Source organism: Streptomyces venezuelae (genome assembly GCF_008642355.1).
GTDB lineage: Bacteria > Actinomycetota > Actinomycetes > Streptomycetales > Streptomycetaceae > Streptomyces > Streptomyces venezuelae_B.
Map to the genome: position 1 here is coordinate 1,940,579 of NZ_CP029193.1, position 20,596 is coordinate 1,961,174.

Here is a 20,596-nt window from a genome sequence, read left to right on the forward strand (position 1 = left end):
CCCCCCGCGTTCCAGCCCGGAATACTCCGTGGCATAACAAGAGCGTCACAGCCTTGGACGACCACTCCACCAAGAACAAAGGCGCCCTTAGAGTCACGGCCAGTCACCGCGCCCACCGGATTCCTGTCAGTTCGGTTCCGCGCTCGACTCGGCATCCCAACAAGGGACAGCCGTGCCAGGGGAAAGGACTGATCGTGCGTCAACGTTCGCTCATAGCCATCACCGCTGCACTCACCGCGGGGGCCCTCACCCTCACCGCCTGTGGCTCGCGCGACGACAAGGACGACGGAGACGAGGCCGGTGGCGGCACCACCGTGGTCATCGGCGTCGACGCGCCACTGACCGGCGAACTCTCCGCGCTGGGCCTCGGCATCCGCAACTCCGTCGACCTCGCCACCAAGCAGGCCAACGAGAAGAAGTACGTCGACGGCGTCACGTTCAAGATCGAAGCCCTCGACGACCAGGGCCAGCCCTCGTCCGGCCAGACCAACGCCACCAAGCTCGTGGCCGACAAGGACGTCCTCGGCGCCGTCGGCCCCCTGAACTCCTCCGTCGCCGAATCGATGCAGAAGGTCTTCGACGACGCCAAACTCGTCCAGGTCTCGCCCGCCAACACCAACCCCGCCCTCACCCAGGGCCCGGACTGGAACGGCGGCAAGAAGGAACGCCCGTACAAGTCCTACTTCCGTACGGCCACCACCGACGCCATCCAAGGCCCCTTCGCCGCCCAGTACCTGTACAACAAGGCCAAGAAGAAGAAGGTCTTCGTCGTCGACGACAAGAAGACCTACGGCGCCGGACTCGCCGCCACCTTCAAGGACGAGTTCACCAAACTCGGCGGCAAGGTCGTCGGAACCGAACACATCAACCCCGACACCAAGGACTTCGGCGCCGTCGCCACCAAGATCCGCAACTCCGACGCGGACCTCGTCTACTACGGCGGCGAATACCCCCAGGCCGGACCCCTCAGCAAGCAGATGAAGCAGGCCGGATCCAAAGCCCCCCTCGTCGGCGGCGACGGCATCTACAGCGCCGACTTCATCAAACTCTCCGGCAAGCAGGGCGTCGGCGACTACGCCACCTCCGTCGGCCAGCCCGTCGAAGAACTGCCCTCCGCCAAGGAATTCATCGCCAACTACAAGAAGGCCGGCTTCAAGGAAGCCTACGAAGCCTACGGCGGCTACTCCTACGACAGCGCCTGGGCCATCATCGAAGCCGTCAAGAAGGTCGTCGACGACAACGACGGCAAACTCCCCGACGACGCCCGCGCCAAGGTCATCGACGCCATGAAGGACGTCTCCTTCGACGGCGTCACCGGCAAGGTCTCCTTCGACGAATACGGCGACGCCACCAACAAGCAGCTCACCGTCTACCAGGTCAAGACCACCGACCCCAAGAGCGGCTGGAAGCCCGTCGAGTCCGGCACCTACACCGGGACCAACTAACCCCCGGCACGTAGCCCACACGACAACCCCCGCGCGGGGCGCCGCAGACAAGCGCCCCGCGCGGCGTCGCATCCGTCGCACGAAAGACTCGGAGGACTGCGGTGCACGAACTGCCGCAACAGCTGGTCAACGGCCTGCTACTGGGATCCATGTACGGCCTCATCGCCATCGGCTACACAATGGTCTACGGCATCGTCCAGCTCATCAACTTCGCCCACGGCGAGATCTTCATGACCGGCGGATTCGGCGCCCTCACCGTCTGGCTCTGGCTCCCCGCCGGCACCAGCGTCTGGGCCGCCCTGCCCCTCATGCTCATAGGCGCCATCTTCGTCTCCACCACCATCGCCATCGGCGCCGAACGCTTCGCCTACCGACCCCTGCGCGGAGCACCACGCCTCGCCCCCCTCATCACCGCCATCGGCCTCAGCCTCGCCCTTCAGCAAGCCGTCTGGGCCTGGTACCCCGAAGCCAAATCCGCCCGATCCTTCCCCGAACTCCCCGGCGGCTCCATCCACATCGGCTCCGTCACCATGCAACCCGGCGACATCTTCCTCCTCATCACCGCCCCCATCTGCATGGTCGCCCTCGGATACTTCGTCATGAAGACCCGCATCGGCCGCGGCATGCAAGCCACCGCCCAAGACCCAGACACCGCCAAACTCATGGGCATCAACACCGACCGCGTCATCGTCGTCGCCTTCGCCATCGGCGCCGCCTTCGCCGGCATCGCCGCCGTCGCCCGCGGACTCAAATACGGCCAGATCGACTTCCGCATGGGATTCATCCTCGGCCTCAAAGCCTTCACCGCAGCCGTACTCGGCGGCATCGGCAACATCTACGGCGCCATGATCGGCGGCGTCGTCCTCGGACTCGCCGAATCCATGGCCACCGCCTACATCAACGACGTACCCGGCATGGACAAGCTCGGCGGCCAGTCCTGGGCCGACGTCTGGGCGTTCGTACTCCTCATCGTCGTACTCCTCGTCAGGCCCCAAGGCCTCCTCGGCGAGCGCGTCGCGGACAGGGCGTGACACCAATGACCACACACACCACCACCGCAGACAACGCCCACCCGCACAAGGAAAAGCCCGCCACCGGGCTCATCCCCATCCCCGAGACCCCCGCACGCGCCCTCGCCACCGGCGGCGGCGTCCTCACCATCATCTCCACGTTCATGGCCTGGACCTGGACCGCCAAATTCCCCGGCGACCTCACCGTCTACGGCTACCCCGGCGGCCTCCAAGTCCTCGTCCTCATCGCCGGCGCCCTCACCACACTCCTCGGACTCGCCTCCTACGGCGTAAAGGGCCTCCGCGCCATCGCCCCCGCCGGCACCGACGCCGCCCTCAAATACGCCGCCCTCGCCGCCTTCACCACCGCCTGGTACACGATCATCGCGATCAGCGACACACTCGGCGGCCTCGCCAACCTCGAACCCGGCGGCTGGGTGGCGGCCATCGCCACCCTCATCGCCCTCGCCGGCGCCCTCGCCCTCCCCTTCACCCGACCCCACACCTACCCGGTCGACGAAGAAGACAGCACCTGGGAACAGTTCAAACACCGCTGCCGCAACGCCAGCACCATCATCAAGGGCGCCTTCCACACCGACACGCCGGCACCGGCCCGCAAGCTCAACTCGTACCTCGAGATCCTCATCATCATCGCGGCCCTCGCCGTCGGCCTCCTCGTCTTCACCTACGGCATCGGCACCGAATACGACGAACTCTTCATCGGCTTCCTCCTCACCGTCGGCTTCAGCTTCGCCGCACTCGCCAAAGCCGGACTCGTCGCCCAGGTCTCCACCTACACAGCACGCCACCGCAACGTCACCTTGACCGGCGCATTCCTCGCCGCCGCCGCATTCCCCTTCACCCAGAGCGACGACCAATACGCCACCATCGGCGTCTACATCCTCATCTTCGCCACCGTCGCCCTCGGCCTGAACATCGTCGTCGGACTCGCCGGACTCCTCGACCTCGGATACGTCGCCTTCCTCGGCGTCGGCGCCTACGCCGCATCCATGGTCTCCGGATCGCCCTCGTCCCCCTTCGACGTCCACCTCCCCTTCTGGGGAGCCATCCTCGTCGGCGCAGGCGCATCCCTCGTCTTCGGCGTCCTCATCGGCGCCCCCACCCTCCGCCTCCGCGGCGACTACCTCGCCATCGTCACCCTCGGATTCGGCGAAATCTTCCGCCTCGCCGCCAACAACTCCGACGGCTCATCCGGACCCGACATCACCAACGGATCCAACGGAATCTCCTCCATCCCCAACCTCAAAATCTTCGGCTTCGACTTCGGCGTCGAGCACAGCATCCTCGGCCAGACCATCGGCCGCTTCGCCAACTACTTCTTCCTGATGCTGCTCATCACCCTCGTCGTCGTCCTCGTCTTCCGACGCAGCGAGAACAGCCGCATCGGACGCGCCTGGGTCGCCATCCGCGAAGACGAGACCGCCGCACTCGCCATGGGCATCAACGGCTTCCGCGTCAAGCTCATCGCCTTCGCCCTCGGCGCCTCACTCGCCGGCCTCGCGGGCACGGTGCAGGCACACGTCACCTACACCGTGACGCCGGAGCAATACCAGTTCGCGAACTCCGTGCCCCCCAACTCCGCCTTCCTCCTGGCAGCCGTCGTCCTCGGCGGCATGGGCACCATCAGCGGCCCCCTCGTCGGCGCCGCACTCCTCTACCTCATCCCCAACAAACTCCAATTCCTCGGCGACTACCAACTGTTCGCCTTCGGACTCGCACTCGTCCTCCTCATGCGCTTCCGCCCCGAAGGCCTCATCCCCAACCGCCGCCGCCAACTCGAATTCCACGAGGCCGAACTCAGCCCCGGCGAGACGCCGCCACCCGCAGCCCTCAGCAAGACAGGGGTCTGACCCATGACCACCGACACCACCAAAGAGGACCGCACCCCCGCCACTCCGGCAGGCCAGACCGTCCTCGACGCCCGCGGCGTCACCATGCGCTTCGGCGGCCTCACCGCCGTACGCTCCGTCGACCTCACCGTCAACAGCGGCGAAATCGTCGGCCTTATCGGCCCCAACGGCGCAGGCAAAACCACCTTCTTCAACTGCCTCACCGGCCTCTACATCCCGACCGAGGGCGAAGTCCGATACAAGGGCACCGTCCTGCCCGCCAAGTCCTTCAAGGTCACGGCAGCCGGCATCGCCCGCACCTTCCAGAACATCCGCCTCTTCGCCAACATGACGGTCCTGGAGAACGTCCTCGTAGGCCGCCACACGCGGACGAAGGAAGGCCTCTGGTCGGCTCTGCTCCGCGGCCCCGGCTTCCACAAGGCGGAGGCGGCGTCCAAGGCACGCGCCATGGAACTCCTCGAATTCGTCGGCCTCGCCGACAAGGCCGAACACCTCTCGCGCAACCTCCCCTACGGAGAACAGCGCAAGCTGGAGATCGCCCGAGCCCTCGCAAGCGAACCGGGCCTCCTCCTCCTCGACGAGCCGACGGCCGGCATGAACCCCCAGGAGACCCGCGCCACCGAAGAACTCGTCTTCGCCATCCGCGACATGGGCATCGCCGTCCTCGTCATCGAGCACGACATGCGCTTCATCTTCAACCTCTGCGACCGCGTCGCCGTCCTCGTCCAAGGCGAAAAACTCGTCGAAGGCACCAGCGAAACCGTGCAACAGGACGACCGCGTCATCGCCGCATACCTCGGCGAGCCCTTCGAGGAGAACAACAAATGACCGCACTCCTTGAGGTCGAGGACCTCCGCGTCGCCTACGGCAAAATCGAAGCCGTCAAAGGCATCAGCTTCAAAGTCGACGCCGGAGAAGTCGTCACGCTCATCGGCACGAACGGCGCGGGCAAGACGACGACGCTCCGGACCTTGTCGGGACTGCTGAAGCCCGTGGGCGGCTCCATCAAGTTCAACGGCAAGCCGCTACGGAAATACCGCGCCGACCAGATCGTCGCGCAAGGCCTCGCCCACTCCCCCGAAGGCCGCCACATCTTCCCCCGCATGACCATCGAGAACAACCTCCGCCTCGGCGCCTACCTCCGCTCCGACAAAGCAGGCATCGAAAAAGACATCAACCGCGCCTACGAACTCTTCCCCATCCTCGGAGAACGGAAGAAGCAGGCGGCGGGAACGCTGTCCGGCGGCGAACAACAGATGCTCGCCATGGGGCGCGCGCTGATGTCCCAGCCCAAACTGCTCATGCTCGACGAACCCTCCATGGGCCTCTCGCCGATCATGATGCAGAAGATCATGGCGACGATCTCCGAGCTCAAGGCCAACGGCACGACGATTCTTCTCGTCGAACAGAACGCCCAGGCGGCGCTCTCCCTCGCCGACCACGGCCACGTCATGGAGGTCGGCAAGATCGTCCTCTCCGGCACGGGGGGCGACCTTCTGCACGACGAGTCCGTGCGGAAGGCATACCTCGGCGAGGACTGAGCCGCACACTCCGTCCCACGCCGACGTGAAGAGGCCCGCACCCCGGTCGGGGGTGCGGGCCTCGTCGTACGTCCTTACCGGGGGCTCAGCCCTTCGACGCCTTCTTCTCCTCGGCGTCCTCGATGACCGCCTCCGCGACCTGCTGCATCGACAGCCGACGGTCCATCGACGTCTTCTGGATCCACCGGAACGCGGCGGGCTCCGTCAGGCCGTACTCCGTCTGCAGAATCGACTTCGCCCGGTCGACCAGCTTCCGCGTCTCCAGACGCTGCGAAAGGTCCGCGACCTCCTGCTCCAGCGCCTTCAGCTCCGTGAAGCGGGACACGGCCATCTCGATGGCCGGCACGACGTCGCTCTTGCTGAACGGCTTCACGAGGTACGCCATCGCGCCGGCGTCCCTCGCGCGCTCCACGAGGTCGCGCTGCGAGAACGCGGTCAGCATCAGTACGGGGGCGATGGACTCCTCGGCGATCTTCTCCGCCGCGGAGATGCCGTCCAGGACGGGCATCTTCACGTCCAGGATCACCAGGTCCGGCTTGTGCTCGCGGGCGAGCTCGACGGCCGCCTGACCGTCACCGGCCTCGCCGACGACGCTGTAGCCCTCTTCCTCCAGCATCTCTTTGAGGTCGAGCCGGATCAGGGCCTCGTCCTCGGCGATGACGACGCGGGTCGTCAGCGGAGGCACGTGCGACTTGTCGTCGTCCGACGACGCGTCGGTGGGCTGGGGCGACTCGGGGGCGGTCACGGGGGCTCCTCGTTGCGGGCCGGGCAGGTACTGCTCCCCAGAGCCTACCTAGCTGCGGTAAGGTGGTGGCGCGAGGGGGCTAGACTACCCTTCCTTTCGAAGGCCCCAGTACTCCAACTGGTTAGAGAGGCCGCTCTCAAACAGCGGACAGTGTGGGTTCGAATCCCACCTGGGGCACTTTTCCTTCTTTTCCAAGGTCGCCATTTACAAGCGGATGCTCCCGTTCCCGTGAACATCCGCTTTTTGCTGCGTGCCGAAGGCCGAAGCCACCCACAGTGAGCTCATGTACGACATGGGCACACGCAAGCGGGCCCTGGCCCTCGTCGGCCAGGGCCGCAGCCTGAACTCCGTCAGCAAGGAGACCGGCGTCTCCAGAGCCGCCATCCGGTCCTGGCAGACCCGCATCGAGCCGCTCGAACGCGGTCGCGCCGACCCGTGCCCTCGGTGTGCGGCCAAGCCGCGCGCTCCCGAGGACCCCGCCGCGTACTCGTACCTGCTGGGTCTCTACCTCGGCGACGGCTGCATCAGCCACCAGCGGCGCGGCGTCCATTCCCTACGGATTGCCTGTGCCGATGCGTGGCCCGGCCTCATCGAAGCCTGCGCCAAAGCCATCTCGGCCGTACGCCCGACGAACAAGGTGTGCCGCGTCCAGAGCATCGGTTGCCAGTACGTCACTTCCTCCAGCAAACACTGGCCCTGCCTCTTCCCTCAACACGGCCCTGGCAAGAAGCACGACCGCAAGATCGCCCTCGAACCCTGGCAACAGGAGATCGTCGACGCCCACCCGTGGGACTTCATTCGCGGGCTCATCCACTCCGACGGGTGCCGCATCACCAACTGGACGACCCGCATGATCCGCGGCGTGTGCAAGCGATACGACTACCCGCGGTACTTCTTCAGCAACAAGTCCGATGACATTAGGGACCTGTTCACCGACACCCTGAACAAGCTCGGCGTCGGCTGGACGCACTGCACCCGGCACGGAAAACCATTCACTATCTCCATCGCCCGCAAAGCCGACGTAGCCCTCATGGACGTCCACGTCGGCCCGAAACACTAGGCCTCCGGGTTGTCGTCCTCGCCGATGTGGTGGACGCGGACCAGGTTCGTGGAGCCCGTCACCCCGGGCGGGGAGCCCGCCGTGATGACGACGACGTCGCCCTTCTGGCAGCGGCCGATCTTGAGGAGGAGCTCGTCCACCTGGTCGACCATCGCGTCCGTGGAGTCGACGTGCGGGCCGAGGAGGGTTTCGACGCCCCATGTCAGGTTCAGCTGGGAGCGCGTCGCCTTGTCGGGAGTGAAGGCGAGGAGCGGGATGGGTGAGCGGTAGCGGGAGAGACGGCGGACCGTGTCGCCGGACTGTGTGAAGGCGACGAGGAATTTCGCGCCGAGGAAGTCGCCCATTTCCGCTGCCGCGCGGGCGACCGCGCCGCCCTGGGTGCGGGGCTTGTTGCGGTCCGTGAGCGGGGGCAGGCCCTTCGCGAGGATGTCTTCCTCCGCCGCTTCGACGATGCGGCCCATCGTCTTGACCGTCTCGATGGGGTATTTGCCGACGCTGGTCTCGCCGGAGAGCATCACCGCGTCCGTGCCGTCGATCACGGCATTCGCCACGTCGCTAGCCTCCGCCCTCGTGGGGCGGGAGTTGTCGATCATGGAGTCGAGCATCTGCGTGGCGACGATGACGGGCTTGGCGTTGCGCTTGGCGAGTTTGATGGCGCGCTTCTGGACGATGGGGACTTGTTCGAGGGGCATTTCGACGCCGAGGTCGCCTCGGGCGACCATGATGCCGTCGAAGGCGGCGACGATGTCTTCGATGTTGTCGACGGCCTGGGGCTTCTCGACCTTGGCGATGACGGGGAGCCGGCGGCCTTCCTCGTCCATGATGCGGTGGACGTCTTCGATGTCGCGTCCGCTGCGCACGAAGGAGAGGGCGATGACGTCGAAGCCCGAACGCAGGGCCCAGCGGAGGTCGTCCTGGTCCTTGTCGGAGAGGGCGGGGACGGAGACGGCGACGCCGGGGAGGTTGAGTCCCTTGTGGTCGGAGACCATGCCGCCTTCGATGACGGTGGTCGTGACGCGGGAGCCGTCGACGGCGGTGACCTCAAGTGTCACCTTGCCGTCGTCGACGAGGATGCGTTCACCGGTGGTGACGTCGTCGGCGAGGCCGTCGTAGGTGGTGCCGCAGAGTTGGCGGTCGCCTTCGACGCCGTTCTCGACGGTGATGGTGAATTCGTCGCCGCGTTCGAGTAGTACGGGTCCTTCGCGGAAGCGGCCGAGGCGGATCTTCGGGCCTTGAAGGTCGGCGAGGATGCCGACGCTGCGTCCTGTCTCCTCGGAGGCCTTTCGCACGCGCTGGTAGCGCTCCTCGTGCTCGGCGTGGGTGCCGTGGCTGAGGTTGAAGCGTGCCACGTCCATGCCGGCTTCGACCAGGGCCTTGATCTGGTCGTATGAGTCGGTCGCTGGTCCCAGGGTGCAGACGATTTTCGCTCGGCGCATGGTTCGACCCTAGGCCTTACCCGTGGGTAGAGAATTGGTCGGGGGTGACTACTCAACAACCTTTGTATGAAGGGTTATTGACAAGTGTTGAAGTGTGCGGGGCACCGCTCCGATGAGCGTTACGGGAGTTGCGGTGGGGTCATCGTGAAGCGGGCGTTGACGGTGGCGTAGACGTGCTGGCGTTGGGGTTCGAGGTCGAGGGGGGCGGCTTCGGTGAGGTCGGGGGCGCCTCCGTAGGCGGCTGCGGAGCGCATGCCGCCGGCGAATCCTCCGGGGGCGGGAGGGAGGGGGTTCTCGGTGCCGGTGTCGGCGAGTTCGACGAGGGCGGCGAGGCCGGTGCCGAGTGCTTCGGCGTATTCGCGGGCGCGTTGGACGGCTTCGCGGACGGCTTGTTGCCTGGCGTGGCGGTGGGTGGGTGAGTCGGGGCGGAGTGCCCACCAGGGTCCTTCGACGTGGGTGAGGTCGAGGTCGGCGAGGCGGGTGGTGAGTTCGCCGAGTGCGGTGAAGTCGGTGAGTTCGGCGGTGGTGTGGACGCGGCCGTGGTAGGCGCGGATGCGTTCGCCGCGGCCGTGTTTGGTGAGTTCGGGGCTGATGGAGAAGGTGCCGGTCTCGATCTTCTCGACTGCTTCGCCGTAGGTCTTGATGAGGTCGAGGACGGTGGTGTTGCGGTGGGTGAGGTCGTTGAGGGCGTCGCGGCGGTCGGTGCCGCGGGCTTGGACGGTGATGCCGATGCGGGCGATTTCGGGGTCGACTTCGAGGTGTGCTTCGCCGCGGACGGCGAGGCGGGGGGCGTCGGGGGTGCCGTAGGGGGTGGCGGGGGCTGTCCGAGCGGTGGGGTGCGGGTCTGTGTCCATGGGGTCACTCTCGCATCGCGTGGACGTACCGGACAGTCATCGGATCGCAACCTGCGGGGTCTGTTGTCCGTGTGGGCGGCGGGGACAGAATCTACGCGCGTTAACCATGTGCGTTGAGTCGAGTGTGGCCCTGTGGCCTAGCGAGGAGTTCAGAGATGCCGTTGAACCGCAGGAAGTTCCTGGGCACGTCCGCCGCGACCGGGGTGGGGGTGGCGGTGACGGGTGCGGCGGTCGCGCCGTCGACGGCGTCCGCTTCTGTCGCGCACGGTTCCGGGAAGCCCGCGCGGCGCACGCGGCGGTACTCGTTCACCGTGCTCGGGACGACGGATCTGCACGGGAACGTCTTCAACTGGGATTACTTCACGGACAAGGAGTTCGACGACAAGGACCACAATGATGTGGGTCTGGCGAAGATCTCGACGCTGGTGAACCGGGTCCGGAAGGAGAAGGGGCGCCGGAACACCCTCCTCATCGACGCGGGCGACACGATTCAGGGTACGCAGCTGTCGTACTACTACGCGAAGGTCGATCCGATCACGGCGAGGCGTGGTCCGGTGCATCCGATGGCGCAGGCGATGAACGCGATCGGGTACGACGCGGCGGCGCTGGGGAACCACGAGTTCAATTACGGCATTCCGGTGCTGCGGAAGTTCGAGGAGCAGTGTGATTTCCCGCTGCTCGGTGCGAACGCGCTGGATGCGAAGACGCAGAGGCCCGCTTTCCCGCCGTACTTCATGAAGCGGTTGCGGACGCCGCACGGCCGTGATGTGAAGGTGGCGGTCCTGGGGCTGACGAATCCGGGTATCGCGATCTGGGACAAGGCGAACGTGCAGGGGAAGATGACGTTCCCGGGTCTTGAGGAGCAGGCGGCGAAGTGGGTGCCGAGGCTGCGGTCGATGGGTGCGGATGTGGTGATCGTGTCGGCGCATTCGGGGTCGAGTGGTACGTCGTCGTACGGGGATCAGTTGCCGTATGTGGAGAACGCGGCGGGTCTGGTGGCGGAGCAGGTGCCGGGGATCGACGCGATTCTGGTGGGGCATGCGCACACGGAGATTCCCGAGTACTTCGTGGAGAACAAGAAGACCGGGAAGAAGGTCGTGCTTTCGGAGCCGTTGAAGTGGGGGCAGCGGCTGACGTTGTTCGACTTCGATCTGGTGTGGTCGAAGGGCCGCTGGACGGTGGAGAAGGTCGGTGCGAAGGTCCTGAACTCGAATACGGTCGAGGAGGACAGGAAGGTCACGCGGTTGCTCGCGGACGAGCACAAGAAGGTCGTGGCGTACGTGAATCAGGTGATCGGTACGTCGACGGCGGCGATGAGCACGGCCGAGGGCCCGGTGAAGGATGTCGCGATCATCGACCTGATCAATCTGGTGCAGCGGGAGACGGTCGCGGAGGCGTTGAAGGGTGGCGCGTACGCCTCGCTTCCGGTGTTGTCGCAGGCGTCGTGTTTCTCGCGTACGGCGCAGATTCCTGCGGGTGAGGTGACGATCCGGGATGCGGCGGGCCTGTACCCGTTCGAGAACACTCTTGAGGCGCGGCTGCTCACGGGTGCGCAGGTGAAGGAGTATCTGGAGTTCTCGGCGCGGTATTACGTGCGGACGCCGGCGGGTGGTCCGGTGGATCCGGCGAAGCTGACGAACGCCGACGGCATCCCGGATTACAACTATGACGCGGTGAGTGGTCTGACGTACGAGATCGACATAGCGAAGCCGGTGGGCTCGCGGATCGTGAATGTGCAGTTCGAGGGCAGGGAGCTGGATCCGAAGGCGGAGTTCGTGCTCGCTGTGAACAATTATCGCGCGAGTGGTGGGGGCAATTTCCCGCACATCGCGAAGGCCAAGCAGTTGTGGGCGAATTCGGAGGAGATCCGGAATACGATCATTGGTTGGGTGAAGGCGAAGGGGACGGTGGACCCGGGTCAGTTCGCGTCGGTGGACTGGAAGCTGACCCGGGACGGTATGCCCGTCTTCTAGATCGTGAGGGTGGCGAGGTCGACGGAGTCGGCGAGGGCCTTGGCTCCGGCGTCGTTGACGTGCAGGCCGTCGCCGCTGTCGTGGTCGTCGTGGATCCGGTCGGGGTCGGCCGGGTCCGCGACGGCGGCGGCGAAGTCGGCGTAGGAGTCGAAGGGGCTGTCGGCGCCGCGGATCCAGTCGTTGACCTCGCGGGCGACGGCGATGCCTTCGGGGGTGGAGTAGCCGTCGTAGATGGTGTCCTTGTAGGGGCCGATGGTGGTGGCGGTGGCGGTGAGCCCGGCCGCGTGGATGCGGTCGGCGAGGGCGGTGAAGCCGGCGATGAGGTCGGCAGCGGTGGGGATGGGGGCGGGTTCGGGGTAGGCCTCTTGGCCGGGGATGCCGAGGTCGTTGAGGCCGAAGTGGATGAGGACGTGGGTGACGCCGGGGACGGTGAGGGCGTCGCGTTCGAGTCGGGCGAGGGCGTGTTCGCCGATTTCGTCGGTGAGGAGCCGGTTGGCGGAGATGCCCTGGTTGACGACCCAGCCGTTGCTTCCGGCGTCGCGTAGGCGCTGATTGAGCAGGTCGGGGAAGCGGTGGTCGGTGTCGTGGGTGGTGCCGGTGCCTTCGAACCAGGAGTCGCCGAAGGCGACGGCGATGCGGGTGTCCGCGGGGGCGAGGACGTCGGCGCCGGTGATGTAGTGGCGGGTGGCGAGCTCTTCGAGTCCTTCGGCGCCGTCGAGGGTGGGTGTGGTGAGGGCGTTGCCGGGGACGGCCCAGCCGGTGCGGAGGGGGACGGCGGAGTAGGTGGAGAGGCCGGTGTCGTCGGGGAGCCACAGGGTCACGGCGAGTTCGTCGCCTGCGGTGACGGGGCCGTCTATGGGGTCGCTGACGATTTCCTCGCCCACCGGGATGGTGAAGTCCTCGGCGTCCGCGAAGCGCACGGGGGTGTCGGTTCCGCTGTCGATGCCACTTCCTTCGGTGCGTCTGGCGAGGCGGGCGCCGCCGATGTGGAGGGGCTCTTTGCCGTAGCGGTTGCTGAGGCGGATGCGGAGGGCGGTGCCGCCGCCGTCGAGGCGGATGATCTGGCGGAGGGTGTGGCCGGCGAAGCCGCGGAGTTCGAAGAGGTCGATGGTTTCGTACGGGCTGACGACGGCGGAGCGGAAGGCGGCGGTCCAGGCGGCGGTGGAGTCTGTGGTCATGGTGGTCCGAACCGGTCCGCGGTGCCTGGTATTTCGGGGGTCGGCCCTTTTGTTGAAGGAATATTCGGAGGCGTCGTGGCGCTTGGGGCCGGACAATTCAGGTCATGGATGAGGAATTTGTTGCCGCTCTCGACCCGGTGCTCCGTGATCTGAGGGCCACGTGTGCGGTGCGTCCCGTGGTGCGGGAGGAGCGGGACGACACGATCGGTGAGTTGGTCGTGCTGTATGAGCCGGACGGGTCGGGTACGGGTCTCGTCCCGCGTTTCGGGGGGAGTGCGGCGGAGCGGACGGCGGACTTGGCGGATCAGGCGCAGGACTGGGCGGTGGAGGCGTTGTGTGCGGCGTTGCGGCCGGCTGTGTGGCCTGAGTGTCCGGAGCACCCCGACTCGCATCCGTTGGCGGCCGGGGTGGTGCGAGGCGTCGCGGTGTGGTCGTGTCCGCGGACGCGGCGGGTGGCCGCGCCGGTCGGGGAGCTCGGGGGTCCTGTCATGTCTTGAGGCGTACGAGGTTTCCGCGTTGTTCGCCGATGCGGCCTGTGGTGTTGGTGGGGCGGTCGGGGGTGTGGAGGCCGAAGGTGGTGAAGGCGGTGCGTTGTGGTTGGGGGTAGGGGTTTCGGCCGGTGAGGTGGTTGAGGATGGTGGCGCTGCGCCAGGTGGCGAGGCCGAGGTCGGGGGTGCCGACGCCGTGGGTGTGGCGTTCGGCGTTCTGTACGTAGACGGAGCCGGTGACGGAGGGGTCGAGGACGAGTCGGTACTGGTCGTCGATGCGGGGGCGGGCTGAGGAGTCTTTGCGGATGTAGGGGTCGAGTCCTGCGAGGAGTTGGTCGAGGGGGCGTTCGCGGTAGCCGGTGGCGAGGATGACGGCGTCGGTGGTGAGGCGGGAGCGGGTGCCTTGTTGGAGGTGTTCGAGGTGGAGTTCGACGCGGGTGGTGGCGACGCGGCCCGCGGTGCGGACGGAGACGCCGGGGGTGAGGACGGCGTCGGGCCAGCCGCCGTGGAGGGTGCGGCGGTAGAGCTCGTCGTGGATGGCGGTGATGGTGTCGGTGTCGATGCCTTTGTGGAGTTGCCATTGGTGGGGGACGAGGCCGTCGCGTACGGCTTCGGGGAGTGCGTGGAAGTAGCGGGTGTAGTCGGGGGTGAAGTGTTCGAGGCCGAGTTTCGAGTACTCCATGGGGGCGAAGGCTTCGGTGCGGGCGAGCCAGTGGATTTTCTCGTGTCCGGTGGGGCGGGCGCGGAGGAGGTCGAGGAAGATTTCGGCGCCGGACTGTCCTGAGCCGATGACGGTGATGTGGTCGGCGGTGAGGAGTTGTTCGCGGTGGTCGAGGTAGTCGGCTGAGTGGATGACGGGGACGGTGGGGGCTTCGGCGAGGGGTTTGAGGGGGTCGGGGATGTGGGGGGCGGTGCCGATGCCGAGGGCGATGTTTCTGGTGTGGGTGCGGCCGAGGGCTTCGGCTTCGCCGTCGGTGTCGAGTTGGGTGTAGTCGACTTCGAAGAGGTCGCGTTCGGGGTTCCAGCGGACGGCGTCGATCTGGTGTCCGAAGTGGAGGGTGGGGAGGTTTTCGCTGACCCATCGGCAGTAGGCGTCGTATTCGGCGCGTTGGATGTGGAAGCGCTCGGCGAAGTAGAAGGGGTAGAGGCGTTCGCGGGTTTTGAGGTAGTTGAGGAAGGACCAGGGGCTCGATGGGTCGGCGAGGGTGACGAGGTCGGCGAGGAAGGGGACTTGGAGGGTGGCGCCTTCGATGAGGAGTCCGGGGTGCCAGTGGAATGCGGGGTGTTGTTCGTAGAAGGCGGTGTCGAGTTCGGTGAGGGGGTGGGCGAGGGCGGCGAGGGAGAGGTTGAAGGGGCCGATGCCGATGCCGACGAGGTCGCGGGGGTGTTCGGGGGTGGTGGCGTGGGGTTGGGGGCCGGGGTGGTCGGCGTGGTCGGGGGTGCCGGTCATCGGGGGGTGGTTCCTTTCGCGTGCGCGGCTTCTTCGACGAGTTTGAGGAGTGCGGTGAGGTCGGTGGTGCGGGTGTGGGGGTTGAGGAGGGTGGCTTTGAGCCAGCGGCGGCCGTCGAGGGTGGCGCGGCCGAGGACGGCGGTGCCTTCGGTGAGGAGGTGTCGTCGTACGTGGGCGATGTGGTGGTCGGTGGCGTGGGTGGGGCGGAACAGAACGGTGCTGATGGTGGGGGTGTCGTAGAGCTCGAAGGCGGGGTGGGCGTCGATGAGTTCGGCGAACCGCTGTGCTTGTGCGCAGACTTGGTCGACGAGGTGGCCGAGTCCGGTGCGTCCGTAGGCCTTGAGGGTGGCGGCGATTTTGAGGACGTCGGGGCGTCGGGTGGTGCGGAGGGAGCGGCCGAGGAGGTCGGGGAGGCCTGCGTCGGAGTCGTCGTCGGCGTTGAGGTAGTCGGCGCGGTGGTTGAGGGCGTCGAGGTCGTGGGGGTCGCGGACGGCGATGAGGCCTGCGGCGGCGGGTTGCCAGCCGAGTTTGTGGAGGTCCAGGGCGACGGTGTCGGCGCGGTGGATGCCGTGGAGTCGGGTCCTGTGGGTGTCGCTGAAGAGGAGTCCTCCGCCGTAGGCGGCGTCGACGTGGAGGCGGGCGCCGTGGGTGTGGCAGAGGTCGGCGATGTCGTCGAGGGGGTCGATGAGGCCTGCGTCGGTGGTGCCGGCGGTGGCGGCGACGAGGTGGGTGCCCGGGGGGCCGCCGAGTTCGGTGAGGGCTTCGTCGAGGGCGGCGGGGTCGAGGGTGCCTGCGGGGGCGGGGACGGTGACGGGTTCGGGGAGTCCGAGGAGCCAGGCGGCGCGGGTGAGGCTGTGGTGTGCGTTGGCGCCGGTGATGAGGCGGATGGGGCCGCGGGTGGTGGGGGCTTCGCGGGCGAGGAGGAGGGCGAGTTGGTTGGCTTCGGTGCCGCCGGTGGTGATGAGGGCGTCGCCGTCGGTGTGGATCTCGTCGGCGAGTGCGCGGGTGACGAGGGCCTCGAGTGCGGTGGCGGCGGGGGCTTGGTCCCAGGAGTCCATGGAGGGGTTGAGGGCGGACGCGGCGAGGTCGGCGGCGGTGGCTACGGCGAGGGGTGGGCAGTGGAGGTGGGCGGCGCAGAGGGGTTCGGCGGGGTCGGCGGCGCCTTCTGTGAGGGCGTGGACGAGGGTGCGGAGCGCGGTTTCGGGGCCGGTGCCGTGGTCGGGGAGGACGGGGTGGGCGGCGGCGCGGACGTGAGCGGCGACGGTTTCGGGTCCGCCTGCGGGGAGGGGGCCGCCGCGGGCGGCGGCGCCGGTGCGGAGGGCGTCGAGCGCGATGCCGAGCAGGGGCTCCAGGGCATCGGCTCCTTGGGCGCCTCCGGCGAGGGGCGGTGGGGTGCGCGGGGTACTCATGGGGCTGTCCTTCGGGTGCGCGTACAGGGGCACCAGCCTGTACGCCGCGGTGTGGCTTCGCCTGATTAGCGGGGCGAAGGGAACCCGAAAGTGGTACTGCCGTGCGGAGAAAACGTGTTGGGGGGTTGGGGGGTGCTACGGGTGCCCCCTGGGGTGGGGCTGCGATCTTGGGGCCCTGAGTTGCGGGGGGGGTGGAGGCCTCCTCCCCGGCTCGGAAGTCGGGGGGGCCACAAAGCTTGGGTCGGGGCCGAGAGCCAGGGGCTGGGCCGAGTGCCTGAGCCAGGGGCGGGGCCCGGGAGGGCGGGGCCCCGGAGAGCGGGCCCCGCCCAGGGGGGCGGGCCGAGCGCGCTGCGAGCAGGCCCGGCTCGCTCGGTGCGCCCCCCCGGGGGGGCGGCCCGCGGGGGCCGGGGGGGGGCGGGTGGCTTGGGCCCCGGAGCGAAGCCGCGGAGGGCGGACCGACCCGGCACTCCCCCCCAGGAGGCCAGCGCGACCCGCCTCGGGTCACTCCCCCCCATGAACGTCAGCCCACCCGCTCCTCCGGGTCCGCCCCACTCCCCCGCACGCGCAGCGCCCGCGCGAGGTCGTCCAGCTGGTCGATCAGTTTGCGGCGCAGGGCGGGTGTGGGGTCGGCGTCGCGTAGGCAGCGTTCGCCGAGGTGGAGGGTTTCGGGGTCGACGAAGGGGGCGGGGAAGGCGTGGCGGCCCGCGGCTTCGGCCATGGCGGGGCCGCGGCGTGCGGCGAGGGCGACGGCGTCTTCGTAGTAGCGGGGGATGTACTCCCGTACGAGGTCGGCCTGTTCGGGTTGCCAGAAGCCTTGGGCGGTGGCGGTGAAGAGGTAGTTGGAGAGGTCGTCGGAGCTGAACATGGCGTCCCAGGCGGCGCGTTTGGCGGCGGCGTCGGGGAGGGCGGCGCGGCAGCGGGCGGCGCCTTCCTGACCGGTGGCGCTGGGGTCGCGTTCGAGTTCGGCGGCGATGGCGGTTTCGTCGGTGGCGTCGAGGACGGCGAGGCGGGTGAGGATGCGCCAGCGGAGTTCGGGGTCGAGTTCGGGGCCGCCGGGGACGGTGCCTTCGGTGAGCCAGGCCTGGAGGGGTGCGGGTTGGGTGGCGACATCGATGGCGCCGCGGACGGCGGTGAGGCGCAGGCCGGGGTTGCTGCCGTCCTCGGTGCGGCGGATGAGGTCGCGGCAGAGGTCGTCGAGGACGGCGAGGGCCGCGGGGCGTTGTCCGGGGGTGGTGAGGCGGTCGGCGATGTGGACGGTGGCGAAGGTGAGGACGCCTTGGACGATGGCGAGGTCGGTTTCCTCGGGGAGGTGTGTGCGGGCGGCTTCCAGGTAGGTGGTGCCTTGGAGTTCGCCGTCGCGGACCATGTCGCGCAGGCTGTTCCACAGGACGGCGCGGGTGAGGGCGTCGGGTACGCCGGAGAGGCCGCGCAGCGCGGTTTCCTCGGAGACGTCGTCGAGGCGGATCTTGGCGTAGGTGAGGTCCTGGTCGTTGGGGACGATGAGGGCGGGGCGGCCGCCGTCGCGTGGGGTTTCGGTGCCGGTGGCGGGGACGTCGGTCTCGAAGCGTTCGCGCAGGACGAGGGCGGGGGCGCCGGAGAGGTCGCGGTCGTAGACGCCGACGGCGATGCGGTGGGGGCGGCCGGTGTCGTGGTCGGGGCCGCCGTCGCGGTCGATGGTGAGGGTCCAGGTGCGGCCGGTGTGGGTGACTTTGGGGGTGAGGGTGTCGACGCCGGTGGTGCGCAGCCACGCTTCGGCCCAGGCGTGGACGTCGCGGTCGGTGGCGTGGGCGAGGGATTCGATGAAGTCGGCGAGGGTGGCGTTGCCGAATTTGTGGCGGGCGAAGTGGGTGTTGATGCCGGTGAGGAAGTCTTTCTCGCCGAGCCAGGCGACGAGCTGGCGGAGGGCGCTCGCTCCCTTGGCGTAGGAGATGCCGTCGAAGTTGAGCATGGCGGACGCGGTGTCGGGGACGGCGTCGGGGTCGGGGGCGACGGGGTGGGTGGAGGGGCGTTGGTCGGCGTCGTAGCCCCAGGATTTGCGGGCGATGCCGAAGTCGGTCCAGGGGTCGGTGGATGGGGTGTCCCCTGCTCGAACGGAGTTGAGAGCTTGGGGAAGGGTGGCTTCGGCGATGGTCTGGAAGCCCATGTATTCGGCGAAGGACTCGTTGAGCCAGATGTCGTCCCACCAGCGGAGGGTGACGAGGTCGCCGAACCACATGTGGGCCATTTCGTGGGCGATGACCATGGCGCGGGTCTGGCGTTCGGTGTCGGTGACGGCGGAGCGGTAGATGAATTCGTCGCGGAAGGTGACGAGTCCGGGGTTCTCCATGGCGCCGGCGTTGAATTCGGGGACGAACGCCTGGTCGTAGGAGTCGAAGGGGTAGGGTTCGTCGAATTTCTCGTGGTAGCGGTCGTAGCAGGTGCGGGTGATGTCGAGGATTTCTTCGGCGTCGGCGTCGAGGTAGGGGGCGAGGGAGCGTCGGCAGTGGATGCCGAAGGGCAGGCCGCGGTGTTCGGTGCGTACGGAGTGCCAGGGGCCCGCGGCGACGGCGACGAGGTAGGTGGAGATGAGGGGGGTGGGTGCGGCGCGCCAGGTGCCCGCGCCGAGGTGTTCGGTGATGCCGTTGGCGAGGACGGTCCACTGTTCGGGGGCGGTGACGGTCAGCTCGAAGACGGCTTTGAGGTCGGGCTGGTCGAAGGCGGCGAAGACGCGCTGGACGTCTTCCATGAAGAGCTGGGTGTAGAGGTACGTTTCGCCGTCGCTGGGGTCGGTGAAGCGGTGCATGCCTTCGCCGGTGCGGGAGTAGCGCATCGCGGCGTCGACGTGGAGTTCGTGTTCGCCGGGGGTGAGGCCGTCGAGGGCGAGGCGGTTGTCGGCGAGTGCGGTGGGGTCCAGCGGGTGCCCGTCGAGGGTGACGGAGCGCAGCTCGGCGGGCTTGAGCTCGACGAAGGTGTCGCCTTGGGTGCGGGCGCTGAAGCGGATCACGGTGCGGGAGTCGAAGGTGTCGCGGGCGGGGTCGGCCGCCCGGGTGAGATCGAGCTCGACCGTGTACCGGTGGACGTCGATGAGCTGGGCACGGGTCTGCGCTTCGTCGCGCGTCAGTACGGGCATGGGGCCATGCTGCCCGATGGTGCGGGGACGGGTGTAGGGCCGTCGCCTCAGATGCAGGGCCGTCGCCTCAGATGCAGGGCCGTCGCCTCAGAGCGGACCGCCCACGGGGTCGGCGGGCGGTCCGGGACGGGCCGGGGCCCTGTGTCGGGCCTCAGGCGACGCAGCCGGGCAGTTTGGCGCGTGCGGACTCGGCGACCTTCTGGCCGTTGACGTACATCTCGCTGTAGATGCCGCGGACGTGGACGAAGCCGTTGTAGCAGGCCCCTGCCGCGTCGAGGGAGCCGACGGAGAAGAACTGCTTGTTGTGGCCGAGCTGCTTGTCCGGGTTCCAGGAGATGTCGGACCAGATGCGGATCTCCACGGTGGCGTTGCCGCAGCCGCCGCCGCGCCGTTCGACGGTGGCCTTTGCCCGGCCGAATCCGTCGCTGACGGGGATGTGCGCCGTGTTGGTGCACGGCAGGGCCCGAGACGGCTCGGGGGCCGGGTGGGCACCGGTCGGCGCGGAGTGCGCGGGCGCGGCGGCGAGTGCGGACAGGGCGAGGAGCGCCGCCGCGGCGAGGCCGCGCAGCGAGGTTTTTGTCATGCAGTGGTGATAGCCGCCTTCGCGGGGCGGTGGACAGTGAAGCGTCGGCCGGTCACTCGCGCGGGCGGATTAGTCGTACGGGAGAAACGACACGGCAGGCAGCAGCGGGTGAGGGGTGGCCTCGTCGCTGGTCAGGGGCTCGTCAGGGGCTGTTCGGCGATCTGCTCGTGGTGCCTGATGACCTCGGCGATGATGAAGTTGAGGAGTTTCTCCGCGAAGGCCGGGTCGAGTTTGGCGCTCTCGGCGAGTTCGCGGAGGCGGGCGATCTGGCGGGACTCGCGGCTCGGGTCGGCGGGCGGCAGGTGGTGCTGGGCCTTGAGGTGGCCGACCTGCTGGGTGCATTTGAAGCGTTCGGCGAGCATGTGGACGACGGCGGCGTCGATGTTGTCGATGCTGTCGCGCAGGCGGGACAGCTCGGCGCGCACCGCGTCGTCCGCGGTCTGC

At 68.0% G+C, this 20,596-nt stretch carries 16 protein-coding genes and 1 tRNA gene; 8 read left to right on the forward strand and 9 right to left on the reverse strand.

What is annotated here, in order from left to right; genetic code table 11:
- Positions 1-194 precede the first annotated feature (194 nt).
- From DEJ47_RS09035 to DEJ47_RS09055, 5 genes are all read left to right on the forward strand, one after another.
- Complete coding sequence (locus DEJ47_RS09035) at positions 195-1,445, forward strand: branched-chain amino acid ABC transporter substrate-binding protein (protein ID WP_150166657.1); 1,251 nt, start codon at positions 195-197, stop codon at positions 1,443-1,445.
- A 101-nt stretch (positions 1,446-1,546) separates the two neighbouring features.
- Positions 1,547-2,476: a branched-chain amino acid ABC transporter permease gene (locus tag DEJ47_RS09040; protein WP_055566308.1), complete on the forward strand. Its 930-nt coding sequence runs from the start codon at positions 1,547-1,549 to the stop codon at positions 2,474-2,476.
- A 5-nt stretch (positions 2,477-2,481) separates the two neighbouring features.
- Positions 2,482-4,326, forward strand: coding sequence for a branched-chain amino acid ABC transporter permease (locus tag DEJ47_RS09045; protein ID WP_150166659.1), 1,845 nt, complete (start codon positions 2,482-2,484; stop codon positions 4,324-4,326).
- A gap of 3 nt (positions 4,327-4,329) precedes the next feature.
- Positions 4,330-5,154, forward strand: coding sequence for an ABC transporter ATP-binding protein (locus DEJ47_RS09050; RefSeq protein ID WP_223828285.1), 825 nt, complete (start codon positions 4,330-4,332; stop codon positions 5,152-5,154).
- Positions 5,151-5,867 carry an ABC transporter ATP-binding protein gene (locus DEJ47_RS09055; RefSeq protein ID WP_150166661.1) on the forward strand — a complete coding sequence of 239 codons (717 nt, stop codon included), beginning with the start codon at positions 5,151-5,153 and terminating at the stop codon, positions 5,865-5,867. The genes DEJ47_RS09050 and DEJ47_RS09055 overlap by 4 nt, the downstream gene beginning before the upstream one ends.
- Before the next feature lie 85 nt (positions 5,868-5,952).
- On the opposite strand, the gene DEJ47_RS09060 is transcribed toward DEJ47_RS09055, so the two are convergent.
- Entirely contained in the window at positions 5,953-6,612 is a 660-nt protein-coding gene (locus DEJ47_RS09060) for an ANTAR domain-containing response regulator (RefSeq protein ID WP_150166663.1), read from the reverse strand.
- 102 nt (positions 6,613-6,714) lie between these two features.
- Here DEJ47_RS09060 and DEJ47_RS09065 point away from each other — a divergent pair.
- Both DEJ47_RS09065 and DEJ47_RS09070 read left to right on the forward strand, forming a co-directional pair.
- Positions 6,715-6,789: transfer RNA gene (locus tag DEJ47_RS09065), tRNA-Leu, on the forward strand.
- Positions 6,790-6,895: 106 nt separating this feature from the next.
- Positions 6,896-7,672 carry a helix-turn-helix domain-containing protein gene (locus DEJ47_RS09070; RefSeq protein ID WP_150175518.1) on the forward strand — a complete coding sequence of 259 codons (777 nt, stop codon included), beginning with the start codon at positions 6,896-6,898 and terminating at the stop codon, positions 7,670-7,672.
- On the opposite strand, the gene pyk is transcribed toward DEJ47_RS09070, so the two are convergent.
- Both pyk and DEJ47_RS09080 read right to left on the reverse strand, forming a co-directional pair.
- The gene (gene pyk, locus DEJ47_RS09075) at positions 7,669-9,108 is read right to left on the reverse strand and encodes a pyruvate kinase (RefSeq protein WP_150166665.1); all 1,440 of its coding nucleotides are present in this window, start codon (positions 9,106-9,108) and stop codon (positions 7,669-7,671) included. The two genes, DEJ47_RS09070 and pyk, sit on opposite strands and share 4 nt — an antisense overlap.
- A 119-nt stretch (positions 9,109-9,227) precedes the next feature.
- Positions 9,228-9,962 (reverse strand): SIMPL domain-containing protein, encoded by a 735-nt coding sequence (locus DEJ47_RS09080; protein ID WP_150166667.1) that lies wholly within the window; start codon positions 9,960-9,962, stop codon positions 9,228-9,230.
- Between the two features lie 155 nt (positions 9,963-10,117).
- On the opposite strand from DEJ47_RS09080, the gene DEJ47_RS09085 reads away from it, so the two are divergent.
- A complete protein-coding gene (locus tag DEJ47_RS09085; protein WP_150166669.1) occupies positions 10,118-11,935 on the forward strand; it encodes a bifunctional metallophosphatase/5'-nucleotidase in 1,818 nt (605 codons plus the stop codon).
- Here the strand turns inward: DEJ47_RS09085 and DEJ47_RS09090 are convergent.
- The 6 genes from DEJ47_RS09090 to DEJ47_RS09120 form a co-directional block, all read right to left on the reverse strand.
- Positions 11,932-13,113, reverse strand: coding sequence for a GDSL-type esterase/lipase family protein (locus tag DEJ47_RS09090; RefSeq protein ID WP_150166670.1), 1,182 nt, complete (start codon positions 13,111-13,113; stop codon positions 11,932-11,934). The two genes, DEJ47_RS09085 and DEJ47_RS09090, sit on opposite strands and share 4 nt — an antisense overlap.
- Positions 13,114-13,599: 486 nt before the next feature.
- Complete coding sequence (locus DEJ47_RS09100) at positions 13,600-15,051, reverse strand: lysine N(6)-hydroxylase/L-ornithine N(5)-oxygenase family protein (RefSeq protein WP_150166674.1); 1,452 nt, start codon at positions 15,049-15,051, stop codon at positions 13,600-13,602.
- A complete protein-coding gene (locus DEJ47_RS09105) occupies positions 15,048-16,460 on the reverse strand; it encodes a pyridoxal phosphate-dependent decarboxylase family protein (protein WP_150166676.1) in 1,413 nt (470 codons plus the stop codon). The genes DEJ47_RS09100 and DEJ47_RS09105 overlap by 4 nt, the downstream gene beginning before the upstream one ends.
- Positions 16,461-16,980: 520 nt before the next feature.
- Positions 16,981-19,569, reverse strand: a complete 2,589-nt coding sequence (gene pepN, locus DEJ47_RS09110; RefSeq protein ID WP_150166678.1) for an aminopeptidase N — start codon at positions 19,567-19,569, stop codon at positions 16,981-16,983.
- A 151-nt stretch (positions 19,570-19,720) separates the two neighbouring features.
- Positions 19,721-20,152 carry a hypothetical protein gene (locus DEJ47_RS09115; RefSeq protein ID WP_150166680.1) on the reverse strand — a complete coding sequence of 144 codons (432 nt, stop codon included), beginning with the start codon at positions 20,150-20,152 and terminating at the stop codon, positions 19,721-19,723.
- A gap of 131 nt (positions 20,153-20,283) precedes the next feature.
- On the reverse strand, positions 20,284-20,577 hold the full coding sequence (locus tag DEJ47_RS09120; RefSeq protein WP_150175519.1) for a chorismate mutase: 294 nt from the start codon (positions 20,575-20,577) through the stop codon (positions 20,284-20,286).
- Between the last annotated feature and the right edge of the window lie 19 nt (positions 20,578-20,596).